This window comes from Labrys monachus (assembly GCF_030814655.1).
Lineage (GTDB): Bacteria > Pseudomonadota > Alphaproteobacteria > Rhizobiales > Labraceae > Labrys > Labrys monacha.
In genome coordinates, this window is the sequence record NZ_JAUSVK010000001.1 from 6,090,110 (window position 1) to 6,103,604 (window position 13,495).

Below are 13,495 nucleotides of genomic sequence, written 5' to 3' on the forward strand. Positions count from 1 at the left end.
TAGAGCGAAATTGTTCAGACTGTAGAATATCCAGCATTAGAGAAGTAATTTCTGCATTCGGACGGGGAGAAGCGCGGGAGAGTTTTGGCGATTTCGTCCCAGAGATCGTGGATGGATCGGGTTGCAGCCGCGCGCAGGAGAGCTTTGAGCTTTGCGAAGAGGTTCTCGATCGGATTGAGATCGGGGGAGTAGGCGGGCAAGTAAAGCAGTTCCGCCCCTGCGGCCTCGATGGCTTGGCGCACACCCGGGACTTTGTGGCTGCTCAGATTGTCCATGATGACGATATCGCCGTAATTGAGGGTGGGAACGAGGATCTGCGCGACATAGGCCTTGAAGCAATCGCCGTTGACTGGGCCGTCGAGCACGCAGGGAGCTGTCAATCCCCCGCTGCGCAGAGCGCCAATGAAGGTCGTGGTTTTCCAATGGCCATGCGGCACGTAGTCGATCAGGCGCTGTCCGCGCTTGCACCTGCCGTAGTGGCGCGCCATCGCGGTCGAGGCCCAGGTCTCGTCAATGAAGACCAGACGCGAGGGCCTCAGCCAGATTTGGTTGCTGTGCCATTTGCGGCGAGCGGCCGCGACATCGGGGCGTTTTTGCTCGCTGGCGTGGATCGTCTTTTTTTATATGTCAGCCCAAGCCGCTTGAGCATATGCCACATCGGGGCATGGCTGATGCTGACCCCCAATTCTTCCTCCGCCCAGGCCCGCAGATCCGCGACACGCGCATCCGGATCAGCCGCGACCTTGGCCCGCAGAACCTCTTCATGCTTGGCAAGCTTGAGCGGAACATGATTGCGCTGGGGGCGGGCACTGACCTCCCCCGTCGCGCGCCGCCGCGCGGCCGCCTTGTAGATGTAGGACACACTCACCCTGAAGATTGGTGCGATTGTGCTCGCCGACATCCCGCTATCCAGCGCCCCAAGCACACGATCTCGCAAATCCTGCGAATAGGCTTCACCACGCTTCGTCATGCTTCATCTCCGGAATAGCCCGGAAACCTATGAATCACACTAAGCCATCCAGTGGAATCCCTTCCGATTCCACTCAGACAAATTCCGCTCTAGCGTGCTGAAGAATTCCCGCCGAAACTGCGCCATGGCTAGATCGCTTCGAGCAGCCTTTTCATGCGATTGACACGATAACGAATGCGAGCCGGTGTGTTAGTGCCGGTACGGACAGACTTATCGAACTCAGCCTCATCAAACAGCGCGCGCGTCTGGCCCTGAACAGCGGCTTGATGATTGGCAGCTTTGTCGGCTACCTGCTGTGAGATTTGAGACGCAGATATCATTTGGGCGTCGTACATGCCGGCGAGGGTTTGATCGCGCCAGCCCTGCCCTTCAGGCCGACGGAAAGCGTAATCCCCCCAAATTGCCTGACACCGATCCATGGCTTGATTGAAAGTCGCGGCGAGATTCTCGACTTTCAGCCCACTATCGAGCTGGTGACGCCGCATGTATTCATCCATTTCCTTCACAAGGCTGCCGCTGAAGATGGCAATGCGCTCGGAAAGCGTGAGAAATCGAAGCACGTATTCAGCGTCGTCCATCTCGCGATAGGCTGCCGACTTATGTCCATCGATTTTGAGCCGCTGGCGCAAGAATTGATTCTCGGAGAGCGTGTAAATCCGATCGTTAAGTGGGCCTCTAAAGGCCACGTTTCGGATCTCCTGGGCGTTAAGCGCTTCACCACCGCGATTGAGCCTAAGAAAGACCTCATATTTCAGCATCGGGTCGGTTTGCTTCAGCAGAGTTACAACGCGTAAATACGGGCGGAGCCGGAACGAATTTGTAATTTCACTAGGCAAATCGTCAAATTTCAAGCCCTGAGCTTCCGTCAACCGTTCCAAATTGCGAAGGGTCAACCTACCGAAGATGAAATCGGAAATCGCGCGCAGGCGTTGCTTTCCGTCGATTGCGGTATAGGTGCCTGATAGCTCTTCAGCGAGATAGACCGGCGGGACAGGAACGTTTAGCAGAAACGACTCAATCAACGCTGACTGCTTATCTGGGGACCATCGCTCACGTCGCTGGAATCCTGGTTGCAGATCGATTGCATTGTCTTCCACCATTTGCGCGAGCGTCGCTAAAGGCAGGTCTGCGGTTTGCACAACTAGCTTTGACTGCGCTTCGCGGAAACTCGATATCAGCTTTTCCAGCGGTAACATGCTCGCCCCTGCCACTTTACTCAATTCGGCATTCCTCCTTTCTCTTACCCCTTTTCAGAGGCTTCTGCATCGAGCCAGGCGGACCGCTCCTCCCCGCCCAGATTGCACCGGTCTCGGGATCGCGGCACTCGAATCGTAGAGTCGAGGAAGGGCGCGGTAGCTTGTGCCGTTCGGCAACGCCCCGTTTCCCTTCCCCGCTCATCAAACCGGACGTGCGGATTTCCCGCATCCGGCTTTCCGACAGACTTCATTGCAGGCTCACGGCGGTTGCCTTCGGCGTCGTGGTGAGTTGCTTGACCCCGAGTGTCCCGAAGATTTCTCTCCAGGGGAAGGGCCGCGTTCCTCGTCCACCTTCCTTGTGCCGCTTGGCGAGGAAGCGTCTGACGCGATCACAGATGTGCCGATCGATGGCCCGATAGGCCGCAGCCCGGGTGCCATAGCCAAAATACGCCGACCAGCCAGTCAGAAGACCGTTCAGCCTGTCGCGCACGTCTGGCCATGCTCCCTTGTTGCCTGGCACCAGAAGGTCACCGATCTTGGTCTTGATCCGTTTCACGCTCTTTCTGGAGGGACTTGCGCCCGAATACCTCTGGCCATCCCGTTTCCGGAACTTCGGACCAAACGTGTAGCCGAGGAAGTCGAAGCTGTCCGCGCCGGCATCCTTCACCGAGGTTTTCGCCTCGTTGATGCTCAGCCCAAGCCTGATCATCACTGCCCTCGTCCACGCGAGAGCCTCAGGCGCATGCCCGCGGCTGAGGATGACGAAGTCATCGGCATAGTTGACCAGATGCGCACGGAACGCCCGACTGCATCCTTGCCTCCGCCAATACTTCAGGAACCGGTTCATATAGAGGTTGGCAAGCAACGGGCTGACAACGCCGCCTTGCGGCGTGCCTCGCTTGTTGCTCTTGCCGCCACTCATGCGCCGGATACCACCACCATCCCGCTCCTCGACCGGAGCACGAAGCCACATCTTGATCAGATGCAGAACATGCCGGTCAACGATACGGCGAGCCACCGATTTGAGGAGCTCCGCATGCGGGATCGTGTCGAAGTATTTCGACAGATCGGCGTCGACGACATCCGTATACCCCTGTCGGATCAGCCGATGGGTCTGCGTGATGGCATCGAGCGCGCTTCGTTTGGGCCTATAGCCATAGGCATTGTCTTCCAGATCTGCCTCAAAGATCGGTTCCAGCACCAGCTTGGCAGCAGTCTGGGCCACCCGGTCCCGGATCGTGGGAATACCCAAGGGCCTCTCCCCGCCACCGGGCTTGGGGATCATCACCCGCCGCACCGGCTCGGGCCGATACCTCTTCGAGGCAAGGTCCTCCCGCAAGGCTGCCAGCCATTTCTCCACCCCCGACCGCTCAATGTCCTCGAAGTGCACTCCATCCACGCCCGGAGCCCCGCCATTGTGACGGGCACACGCCCACGCATGAGCCAGAATGTCCGCGCGACAAATCTTGTCGTGGAGCAGATAGAAGCGGAAGGCAGGCTCCGCCTTCGCCTTGCAATACAGCTTCCTCTGAAGGTTCCTGATCTTATCCGGTGTTGCCAGGCTCATCGCCAATCACCCTATCCTCACCTTCTTCACAAGCGCATCTGAAGCAAGGGGCCTTCCCTCCACCGCAATTACCCGGTTTCGACAGTACTACGCCCCTCTCCGACTCCCGCTCGGTCCACCGCCCTGCGACGGCGCGAGGTATCATCCTCGACCAGCGGGTCTCCCCTGATGACCCGTCTCTCTCTTCCGGCGTGCCGTGCCCAATACCCCGGCGGATCAAACAGGTGCACGTGTCGATGGCTTCCCTGTCCGTACTGCCTTCCCCATCACCGTGGCGGGTCGGCATCCGCATCGCACCTTTCGAGGCCTGCTCAGGCTTCACTCACATTACGGCCCGTCGGATCGCTCAGCCACCCAAGGCGGCCTTTGTCACGAGGCTCCGACCCAGCAGATTACCCTGCCAAGCCGCTCGTCAGCTACCGAACCTATCGACTATTATCCGGGTGGAACCTACCTCCACTAGAGAAACACGCCTACAGGGCGCACACGGTGACAGTGCATTTTATTTGGCGGGCATCAACGGAGTCGTTAAATGCGAATCTCGGTTTGACCAGTCTGTGACCAAGACCTAAGCACCCAAGACGTGGTAAAGTGAGGTATGGCGCACCCAGCACGATTCGAACGTGCGACCTTTGCCTTCGGAGGGCAACGCTCTATCCAGCTGAGCTATGGGTGCTTCCGCAGTCCTTCTAGCCGATCGAATCGCTTCCCGCAATCGCCTGTTGCGGATCTCGTTCAGTTGAAGGGGGCCTCTCGCTCAGTTGAAGGTCTTGCGCTCAGTTGAAGGTCTTGCGCGGGTCGAGCGCGTCGCGCACCGCTTCGCCGATGAAGATCAGCAGGGAGAGGATGACGGCCATCACCGCGAAGCCCGTCACGCTCAGCCAGTAGGCGTCGGGCTTGGCCTGGCCCTGCTGCAGGAGTTCGCCCAGCGAGGCGGTGCCGGGGGGCAGGCCGAAGCCGAGATAGTCGAGGGCGGTCAGCGTCGAGATCGAGCCCGAGAGGATGAAGGGCAGCATGGTCAGCGTCGCCACGGTGGCGTTGGGCAGGAGGTGCTTCCAGATGATCCTGGTGTTGGAAAGGCCGAGCGCGCGGGCGGCGCGGACATATTCGAAATTGCGCGCCCTGAGGAATTCGGCCCGCACCAGCGGCACCAGCGTCGTCCAGGAGAACAGCAGGAGGATGCCGAGCAGGATCCAGAAGCCGGGCGCCAGCACCGCCGAGATGATGATGAGCAGATAGAGCGACGGCACGCTCGTCCAGATCTCGATGGCGCGCTGGAAGGTGATGTCGACCCAGCCGCCGAAATAGCCCTGCACGGCGCCGGCGAGGATGCCGATGATCGAGGAGAAGAAGGTGAGGATCAGCCCGAACAGGATGGAGATGCGCGTGCCGTAGATGATGCGCGCCAGCACGTCGCGGGCATTGTCGTCGGTGCCGAGCCAGTTCCACTCGATGTCGCGGCAGGTCTTGCCGCCGACGCGCTCGGCGGCGGCCTTGCACTGGTCGTCCGCCAGCGTCCAGGTCGGCGCGGAGGGCGCCGGCTGCGGCAGATTGCGGTTGATGGTGTCGTAGGAGAAGCGGATCGGCGGCCACAGCACGAAGGCGTGGCGGTCGGCGAGCAGCTTGGCGACGAAGGGGTCGCGGAAATCGGCCTCGGTCTCGAAGTCGCCGCCGAAATCCGTTTCGGTGTAGGAGGTGAATGCCGGCCAGTAGAGATGGCCGCGGTCGACGATCAGCAGCGGGCGGCTGTTGGCGACCAGTTCGGCGAACAGGGTGACGACGAAGATGAACAGGAACAGCCAGAGCGCCCAATAGCCGCGCCGGTTGGACTTGAAGTTGCGCCAGCGCCGGCGGTTGATCGGCGAAAGCGCAAAATGGCTGCCGCGGACGGCGGCGGGGCTCGGCGTCGCGGCCTCGGTCGCCATCTCAGACCTCCCGCGCTTCGAAGTCGATCCTGGGATCGATCAGCATGTAGACGAGGTCGGTGATCAGGCCGACGACGAGCGCGACCAGCGAGAAGATGTAGAGATTGGCGAGGACGATGGGATAATCCCGGTCGACCAGCGCGTTGTAGCTGAGCCAGCCGAGGCCATCGAGGGAGAAGGTGCGCTCGATCAGCAGCGCGCCGGTGAACAAGGCGCTGATGAAGGCGGCGGGAAAGCCGGCGATGACGATCAGCATCGCGTTGCGGAAGACATGGCCGTAGAGCACCCGGGTGGAGGACAGGCCCTTCATCCGCGCCGTCAGCACATATTGCTTGCGGATCTCGTCGAGGAAGGAATTCTTGGTGAGGATGGTCAGCGTCGCGAAGGCCGAGAAGCTCATGGCGATGAGCGGCAGCGTCATGTGCCAGGCATAGTCGGTGATCTTGTGCCAGAGCGAGAACTCCGACCAGTTCTCCGAGACGAGGCCGCGATTGGGGAAGATCTGCCAGAAGCTCGAGCCGGCAAAGAGGGTGAGCAGCAGGATCGCCAGGGTGAAGCCGGGTATGGCGTAGCCGACCACGACGATGCCGCTGGTCCATGCGTCGAAGCGCGAGCCGTCCATCATGGCCTTGCGGACGCCGAGCGGGATCGAGATGAGATAGCTCAGCAGCGTCACCCACAGGCCGATGGAGACGGAGACCGGCAGCTTCTGCTCGATCAAGGTGAGAACGGGCGTGTCGCGGAAGAAGCTCTTGCCGAAATCGAAGGTCACATAGTTCCGCATCATGATCCAGAAGCGCTCATAGGCCGGCTTGTCGAGCCCGTATTGCTTCCGGAGACTTTCGATGAAGGCGGGATCGAGCCCCTGGGAACCGCGATATTGGGAGGAGGACGAATCGGCGCCGGCCGGCTGGCCCTGCCCGCCGAAATCGCCCCCGCCTCCCATGCGGTCGCCGCCATTGCCCGAGAGGACCGCCACCATGCGCTCCACCGGCCCGCCCGGCACGAACTGGATCACCGCGAAGGAGATCAGCATGATGCCGAACAGCGTCGGCAGGATCAGCAGGAGGCGGCGGAGGATATAGGCGGGCATACGGAATCCTAGAGCATTTTCCGGAAAAGTTCACAGACTTCTCGATCGAGAAAATGCGCCGAGCAAGGAGCGGGAGAACATTGCGGTCCGATGCGATCGCCATTCGCCCCGGAGCCTGATCGGGCCGGCGGGATTCGCTGCGATGACGCCGATCGCCGCCTCACATCCTGAATTCGCTGCCGAGATAGAGGCGGCGCGCCTCGGGATTGTCGATGATCTCCTGCGGCGTGCCCTGGGTGAGCACATGGCCGGAATGGATGATGTAGGCGCGGTCGATCAGCGCCAGCGTCTCGCGCACATTGTGGTCGGTGACGAGCACGCCGATGCCGCGATTGGTGAGATGGCGCACCAGGGTCTGGATGTCGCCGACGGCGATCGGGTCGATGCCGGCGAAAGGCTCGTCGAGCAGCATGAAGGAGGGCCGGCCGGCCAAAGCGCGGGCGATCTCGACGCGCCGGCGCTCGCCGCCCGACAGCGCGATCGAGGGGGTCTTGCGCAGGCGCTGGATGCGGAACTCGTCGAGGAGCTCGTCGAGCTGGTTCTCGCGCTCCACCCGGTCCGGCTCGACGATCTCCAGCACGGCGCGGATGTTCTGCTCGACATTGAGGCCGCGAAAGATCGAGGCCTCCTGCGGCAGATAGCCGATGCCCAGGCGCGCGCGCCGGTACATCGGCAGATGGGTGACGTCGTAGCCGTCCAGCTCGACGCGGCCTCGGTCGGGCGGCACCAGGCCGGTGACCATGTAGAACACCGTGGTCTTGCCGGCGCCGTTCGGCCCGAGCAGGCCGACGGCCTCGCCGCGCCTGACCTCCAGGCTGACATCGCTGACGACCTCGCGCTTGCCATAGGTCTTGGCGATGGAATGCACCGAGAGAATGCCCTCGGCGGTTTCGGCGTAGCTGCCGCCTCCCCCGCCCGATTCATACTCGACTGCCCCGGTTCCCGCCGGTCCGCGTCGTTCCAAAGGCAGCCAGGCCACGATGGACAAGTCCTCTATTGATTTCGCATTCATGCCGATGGCGGCCGGGCATCCACCGATGCCCGCCGCCGGGCGCGCACCGCTTGCGCTGCGGGCGCGAAGCGGGAAAGCGGGCCGTCGTCATGCCGCGCCCTCCCTTGCATCCGGCGCGCCGGCGCAAGAAAGGGACGCTTCCCCCATGAAACACGCGCAATGTTTCAGTCAGATTTCTGGTTTCAGTCGGATTTCTGCTGCTGGCTGTTGACGAAGAGGCCGGTGGTGCCGCCCATCACATTGGCGATGCCCGTCTTGAGATTGACGACCAGCTTCTTGCCCTTCACGACGTTCGAGCCCTGCACCATCACGACCTCGCGGCCGGTCAGGGTCGCCATGTTGGTGGCCATGTCGAAGACGCCCTCGTCGCCGGTCGCCTTCTGGTCCTTCGAGGTCACCACGACGCTGCCCTTGGCGATCAGCTTCTTGATCGAATTGGCCTGCGCGCCGGACGTGCCGCCCGCCGCCTTGCCCTCGGCGGCAGCCGGCTTGGCGCCGGCGTCCGGCGTCTTGGTGGCATCGCCGGACTTGGTGGCATCGCCGGACTTGGTGGCATCGCCGGACTTGGTGGCATCGCCGGACTTGGCCCCGTCAGCGGGCTTGGCGGCCGAGCCGTTGACGGCGCTGTTGTCGTAGAAGACCGTGAGCTCGTTGGCATGCAGCACGGATTCGCCCTGCGTCGCCACGACATTGCCGCTGAAGATCGCCTTCTGCTCGTCCTGGTGCACCTCGAGCGAATCCGACTTGACGTCGACGGGCTTGCCGTTATCGGACGAGAAGCCCTGGAAGGGGCTGGATGCCTTCTTCTCCTTCTCCGCCGCCCCTGCCGCCACGGGCATCAATGCAAGAGCGAGCGGTACCAGCACGAGCGGTGCCAGCCGGCCGAATTTCGTCATCATGGTGAAGATCCCCCCTGAACAGCATCGGTAGGAAGCGGCGTGGACCCGGTCTGCTCGGCCGGTTCCTGCCCCTCGGCAGCCGCGGCGGGCGAAGCGTCCGCCTGCGGATTCTGCGGTGTGCGGAAATGGGCGGTGACGCCGCCCTGGAACGTGATCTTGCCGCCGCCGTCGACGATGTCGATGCCGTTGCCGGAGATCGAGCCGTTGGCGAGGTTCACCGTGACGGGATCGGAACTCTTCACCGTTCCCGCCTTGAAGTCGATCGTGCCGCTCTGCAGCAGCGCATCGTAGCCCTTGGTCGACTTCACCTTCACATTATCCTGCAGCGACAGGATTTCCGCGTCGGAATTGAACTTGCCGCCATCGGCGGTCATGGTCGTCTCGCTCTTGTCGACCATGGTGATCACCGCGTCGAGATGGGTGAGGTCGATGAGCCCGGGCGCGGCGATCTTCTGCGACGCCGTCTTGGCGGTGACGTTGTAGGACTGCTGGCGCTTGTTGAAGCCCGTCAGATGCGGCAGCTCCATCACGAGCTTGCCGCCGTCGACCCCGACCTGCCCGACATTCACCGTCACGTTCTCCGCCCGGAAGGGATTGAACCAGGCGAAGAAGACGAAGGAAGCCATTCCCAGCACGGCGACCGTGGGGACGGCGAATTTCAGAAAACGCACCAGCCTGCTGTGCGAGCGGGCGGCGTGAAAGGCGCTCTCGCGGGAAAAAGCCGCGGACGGCGCCCCCTTGCCTCGCGAATCGATGATATCGGCCAATGCAGTACCTTTCCGCGGCGTAAACCGGGCACGATCGATCCATCATATTGCGATGCGGAACCTGCACGTCAACCCGGCGCCGTGCGTCGGGGCATCACTGCCAGCGATTCCTCAACGTTGGGTGAAAATGGCAACAACCTTTTTCATATACCCCGAGTCCGTAGAATCCCGGCAAATAGCTGCGAAGGCTTGCGGAATCGGCGCTGATGGATTCAGATTACGGGATGATCAGAGGCCAATTCCTGACCGCTTCGGAACGCCAGCATTTGCTGGGGCTGGTTCGCCGCCCGTCTGGCCAGCATGGCCCGGCGCGGCGGGCGCATGCGATCTTGCTTCTGGATGACGGGCTCGCCGTGCCGGAGGTGGCGCGGGTGCTTTATGTTGATGACGACACTGTTTACCAGTGGCATCAACGCTGGACATCGGGCGGTGTTGAGCGTCTGACGGATTTCGGCTGGAAGGGCAGCCTGCCGCGTCTTTCGACGCCGCAGGAAATAGACTTGGTGAAAGCGCTGATGGCGCGCGTGTTCACCAGCACGTCCGAGATCATTGCCCTTGTAGAGAAGCGGTTTTCCATCGCCTACAGCCGATCCGGGATGATCAAGCTGCTCGATCGCCTCGGGTTCGAATACAAGAAGCCGAAGGCGCTGCCGCGCTTGCCGACAGTGCAAGCGCAACAAGCGTTCATAGCCGAGTATTCCCGTCTTCTCAGCGGACTCGCGGCCAATGACCAGATGGTTTTCCTTGATGCTGTCCATCCAGAATACCAGAGCCGTCCGGCTCATGGTTGGATCAAAAAAGGCGATCCGGTTGCCATCTTGCGGACGGCCGGTCGCCAGCGGCTGAACCTGCATGGCGCCATCAATCTGGAAAGCGGTCTCTGCCAGATCGTCGAAGGGGAAACCGTCAACGCAGAGACGACCATCCGCCTGTTCTCGCGCCTGCTTTCCGCCTATCCGGGGGCGGGGAAAATCCATGTTTTCCTCGACAATGCCAGATACCACCACGCCAAGGAGGTCGAGGCATGGATGGTCGAGCACGGACAAAGGATCGATCTCAGATTCCTGCCACCCTACGCGCCAAATCTCAACGCGATCGAGCGACTATGGCGCGTCATGCACACGTCGGTCACCCACAACAAATACTATGAAAGCTTCGCTGATTTCGTAGATGCAGTGAACATGTTCTTCCGAAAAACACTACCAAGTCAATGGCATAAGTTGAGAGACTTTGTCTCCGATGACTTCCATGTCATCGACCCGCGAGATTTCCGGGTTTTGATGTAGGCCGGGTATAGCAGAATTGTCCACAGGGATAAACGATCGCCTGCGCATGGCGGCAATGGCGCGACGGCAGACCTGCAAAGGTCTCCGGCGGATTTCAGCGGGCCGGCGGGTTGCCCTGCCTCGGGGCGATCGCGCCTCAGCCGTGGGCGAAGATGTCGACGTCGGGCCAGCCGCCGAGATCGAGCAGGGCGCGCGTCGGCAGGAAACGGAAGCAGGCGGCGGCGATGGCGGTGCGCCCCTCGCGCGCGATGTTGGCGTCGAGCTTGGCCTTGAGCTCATGCAGGTGCAGCACGTCGGAAGCGGCATAGGCGAGCTGGGCGTCGGTGAGCGTCTCGGCGCCCCAGTCGGAGGATTGCTGCTGCTTGGAGAGGTCGATGCCCAGCAATTCGCGCGTCAGGTCCTTGAGGCCGTGGCGGTCGGTATAGGTGCGCACCAGCTTGGAGGCGATCTTGGTGCAGTAGACGGGCTGCGTCACCACCCCGAACGCCTTGTAGAGCATGGCGACGTCGAAACGGGCGAAGTGGAAGATCTTGGTGACCGAGGCGTCGGCCAGAAGCTTCGCCAGGTTCGGCGCCTCCTTCTGGCCGCGCATGATCTGCACCACGTCCGCCGTGCCGTCGCCGGGCGACAGCTGCACGACGCAGAGCCGGTCGCGATGCGGGTTGAGCCCCATCGTCTCGGTGTCGATGGCGGCGCTCGAGGCGTAGCGGGAGAGATCGGGCAGATCGCCACGATGATAACGAATGGTCACGGAAGATCCTGAAGTCGCGATTGTCCTGTCCCTGCGACATAGAACCGGTTCGGCGCGCCATGCAAGCCGCTTCATGGGATCATGTCGTTTGCGTGGCGCCCGGCACGATGCGCCGTCCGGCTCGGGCAAAGGGCCGGAAAAGAAGGGCGGGGCGGCGGCCGGCCGTCCCAGGAAGGTTTGACCGGCGGCCGGCCCGTGCTATCGACCTGCGTCCCTCCCATTGGCTCGGCTTGATCTTGGCATCCTTCCTCGACCCGTTCCGTCTCATGCGCGCCGGCTGGATGCTGGCCCGCGAGGGCGCGCTTGGCCTCGTCGACGTCGCCGAACTGCCGGCGTCGGCGCGCCTGGCCGTCCGCCTCGGCCGGCTGGCCGAGCGGCGCGACGTCGCGGGCGGCAAGGGCCTGGCGACGGCGCTCGGCCGCCTCGGGCCGAGCTGGGTGAAGCTCGGCCAGTTCCTCGCCACCCGGCCGGACGTCGTCGGCTTCGGCGTCGCCCGCGACCTCGAGGCCCTGCAGGACCGCATGCCGCCCTTCGGCCAGGACATCGCGGTCGCCGAGATCGAGCGGGCACTGGGCGGGCCGCTCGGGCAGTTCTTCGCTGAGCTGTCGCAGCCGGTGGCGGCCGCCTCGGTGGCGCAGGTCCACAAGGCGACGATCCGCGACGAGGCGGGCACGCGCCAGGTCGCGGTGAAGATCCTGCGCCCGGGCATCGACCGGCGGTTCCGGCGCGACCTCTCCGCCTTCTATTTCGCCGCCCGCATGATCGAGCGGCTCAATCCGCGGTTCAAGCGCCTGAAGCCGGTCGAGGCGGTCGACATGCTGGCGCGGACGGTGGCCTTCGAGATGGATTTTCGCCTCGAAGCCGCCGCGCTCTCGGAAATGGCGGAGAACATCGCCGACGATCCGGATTTCCGCATCCCCGCGCCGGACTGGAACCGCACGGCCCGCAGCGTGCTCACGCTGGAATGGATCGACGGCATCGCGCTGTCCGATCTCGACAGCCTCAGGGCGGCCGGGTTCGACCTGAAGAATCTCGGGCGCATCATCATCCAGTCCTTCCTGCGCCACGCCATCCGCGACGGCTTCTTCCATGCCGACATGCATCAGGGCAATCTGATGATCGACCGGGCGGGCAACCTCGTCGCCGTCGATTTCGGCATCATGGGGCGGGCCGGCCTGAAGGAACGGCGCTTCCTGGCCGAAATCCTGCACGGCTTCATCACCCGCAATTACCGCCGGGTGGCGGAGGTGCATTTCGAGGCGGGCTATGTGCCCGCGACCCATTCGATCGACGATTTCGCCCAGGCGATCCGCGCCATCGGCGAGCCGATCCACCAGAAGCGGGCCGACGAGATCTCGATGGCCAAGCTCCTCACCTTGCTGTTCGAGGTGACCGACCTCTTCGACATGAAGACGCGGCCGGAGCTGATCCTGCTGCAGAAGACCATGGTGGTGGTCGAGGGCGTGGCGCGGCGGCTCGATCCGCAGCTCGACATGTGGGCGACCGCCGATCCGGTGGTGCGCGAATGGATCGAGCGCAATCTCGGCCCGCTCGGCAAGCTCGGCGACTTCGGCAGCCAGACCTGGGAAGCCGGCAAGTCGCTGACCCTGCTGCCGGGCCTCATTCACCGGGCGCAGGTGCTGGGGCAAAGGCTGGAGGAGGCGGCGGAGAAGGGCTTCGGGCTGCATGTCGACAGCATCGAGGCGATCGGCAGGGCCGAGGCGCGGCGCGCGCGCTGGAGCACCGCGGCGCTGTGGATCATCGCTGCTGCGCTGATCTACATCGCCTGGCACCTGGCCTGAACGCTGTTTCATGGGAAACGGGAGCGGACGTCCTGGGTGCTAAGTCGCAGGAAATAAAGCGGCTTCTCTTCTCCCGCATCGGAGAAGGTGGCGCGCAACGCCGGATGGCGGTTTAGCGTTCCCGGTATAGGCACACCTTTTCGGCTTTTCTCGTTGAGGTTGAGTCCCTCATCCCCTGCCGGGACCTTCTCCCCGCCCGGGAGAAGGCCGCTCGTTCTGGTATATCC

General features: G+C 62.8%; 11 protein-coding genes and 1 tRNA gene. 2 read left to right on the forward strand and 10 right to left on the reverse strand.

Annotated elements, in window-relative coordinates; all coding sequences use genetic code 11:
- Positions 1–14 precede the first annotated feature (14 nt).
- From J3R73_RS27785 to lptC, 9 genes are all read right to left on the reverse strand, one after another.
- Positions 15–970 (reverse strand): IS630 family transposase gene (locus J3R73_RS27785; protein ID WP_370879838.1). Its coding sequence is split into 2 segments (ribosomal slippage): positions 15–622 and positions 622–970, totalling 957 coding nucleotides; the frame shifts between segments, so codons are not numbered across the junction.
- 128 nt (positions 971–1,098) lie between these two features.
- The gene (locus tag J3R73_RS27790; protein ID WP_307435022.1) at positions 1,099–2,166 is read right to left on the reverse strand and encodes a DUF262 domain-containing protein; all 1,068 of its coding nucleotides are present in this window, start codon (positions 2,164–2,166) and stop codon (positions 1,099–1,101) included.
- A gap of 247 nt (positions 2,167–2,413) precedes the next feature.
- Entirely contained in the window at positions 2,414–3,733 is a 1,320-nt protein-coding gene (ltrA, locus tag J3R73_RS27795; protein ID WP_307437198.1) for a group II intron reverse transcriptase/maturase, read from the reverse strand.
- 599 nt (positions 3,734–4,332) lie between these two features.
- Positions 4,333–4,409 (reverse strand) — tRNA-Arg (locus tag J3R73_RS27800).
- Between the two features lie 100 nt (positions 4,410–4,509).
- Positions 4,510–5,658 carry an ABC transporter permease gene (locus J3R73_RS27805; RefSeq protein ID WP_307435025.1) on the reverse strand — a complete coding sequence of 383 codons (1,149 nt, stop codon included), beginning with the start codon at positions 5,656–5,658 and terminating at the stop codon, positions 4,510–4,512.
- A 1-nt stretch (position 5,659) separates the two neighbouring features.
- Positions 5,660–6,751 carry a microcin C ABC transporter permease YejB gene (locus J3R73_RS27810; protein ID WP_307435027.1) on the reverse strand — a complete coding sequence of 364 codons (1,092 nt, stop codon included), beginning with the start codon at positions 6,749–6,751 and terminating at the stop codon, positions 5,660–5,662.
- Between the two features lie 160 nt (positions 6,752–6,911).
- On the reverse strand, positions 6,912–7,721 hold the full coding sequence (gene lptB / locus J3R73_RS27815; protein WP_370880115.1) for an LPS export ABC transporter ATP-binding protein: 810 nt from the start codon (positions 7,719–7,721) through the stop codon (positions 6,912–6,914).
- 224 nt (positions 7,722–7,945) lie between these two features.
- Positions 7,946–8,662: an LptA/OstA family protein gene (locus J3R73_RS27820; protein WP_307435033.1), complete on the reverse strand. Its 717-nt coding sequence runs from the start codon at positions 8,660–8,662 to the stop codon at positions 7,946–7,948.
- Positions 8,659–9,429: an LPS export ABC transporter periplasmic protein LptC gene (gene lptC / locus J3R73_RS27825; RefSeq protein WP_307435035.1), complete on the reverse strand. Its 771-nt coding sequence runs from the start codon at positions 9,427–9,429 to the stop codon at positions 8,659–8,661. Before lptC ends, J3R73_RS27820 begins: the two co-directional genes overlap by 4 nt.
- 206 nt (positions 9,430–9,635) lie before the next feature.
- Between lptC and J3R73_RS27830 the strand changes: the two genes are divergently transcribed.
- Positions 9,636–10,715, forward strand: a complete 1,080-nt coding sequence (locus tag J3R73_RS27830) for an IS630 family transposase (protein ID WP_307421543.1) — start codon at positions 9,636–9,638, stop codon at positions 10,713–10,715.
- Between the two features lie 136 nt (positions 10,716–10,851).
- Here J3R73_RS27830 and J3R73_RS27835 read toward each other — a convergent pair whose 3' ends face one another.
- Positions 10,852–11,466 (reverse strand): ribonuclease D, encoded by a 615-nt coding sequence (locus J3R73_RS27835; protein ID WP_307435038.1) that lies wholly within the window; start codon positions 11,464–11,466, stop codon positions 10,852–10,854.
- 233 nt (positions 11,467–11,699) lie between these two features.
- Here J3R73_RS27835 and ubiB point away from each other — a divergent pair, with 233 nt between their 5' ends.
- Positions 11,700–13,268: a 2-polyprenylphenol 6-hydroxylase gene (gene ubiB / locus J3R73_RS27840; protein WP_370880116.1), complete on the forward strand. Its 1,569-nt coding sequence runs from the start codon at positions 11,700–11,702 to the stop codon at positions 13,266–13,268.
- The last annotated feature ends 227 nt before the right edge of the window (positions 13,269–13,495 follow it).

Coding starts and splice junctions, on each gene's coding strand:
- J3R73_RS27830 (WP_307421543.1), top strand. CDS start 9,636: ATGGATTCAGATTACGGGATGATCAGAGGCCAATTCCTGACCGCTTCG.
- ltrA (WP_307437198.1), bottom strand. CDS start 3,733: ATGAGCCTGGCAACACCGGATAAGATCAGGAACCTTCAGAGGAAGCTG.
- J3R73_RS27805 (WP_307435025.1), bottom strand. CDS start 5,658: ATGGCGACCGAGGCCGCGACGCCGAGCCCCGCCGCCGTCCGCGGCAGC.
- J3R73_RS27810 (WP_307435027.1), bottom strand. CDS start 6,751: ATGCCCGCCTATATCCTCCGCCGCCTCCTGCTGATCCTGCCGACGCTG.
- J3R73_RS27820 (WP_307435033.1), bottom strand. CDS start 8,662: ATGATGACGAAATTCGGCCGGCTGGCACCGCTCGTGCTGGTACCGCTC.
- J3R73_RS27790 (WP_307435022.1), bottom strand. CDS start 2,166: ATGTTACCGCTGGAAAAGCTGATATCGAGTTTCCGCGAAGCGCAGTCA.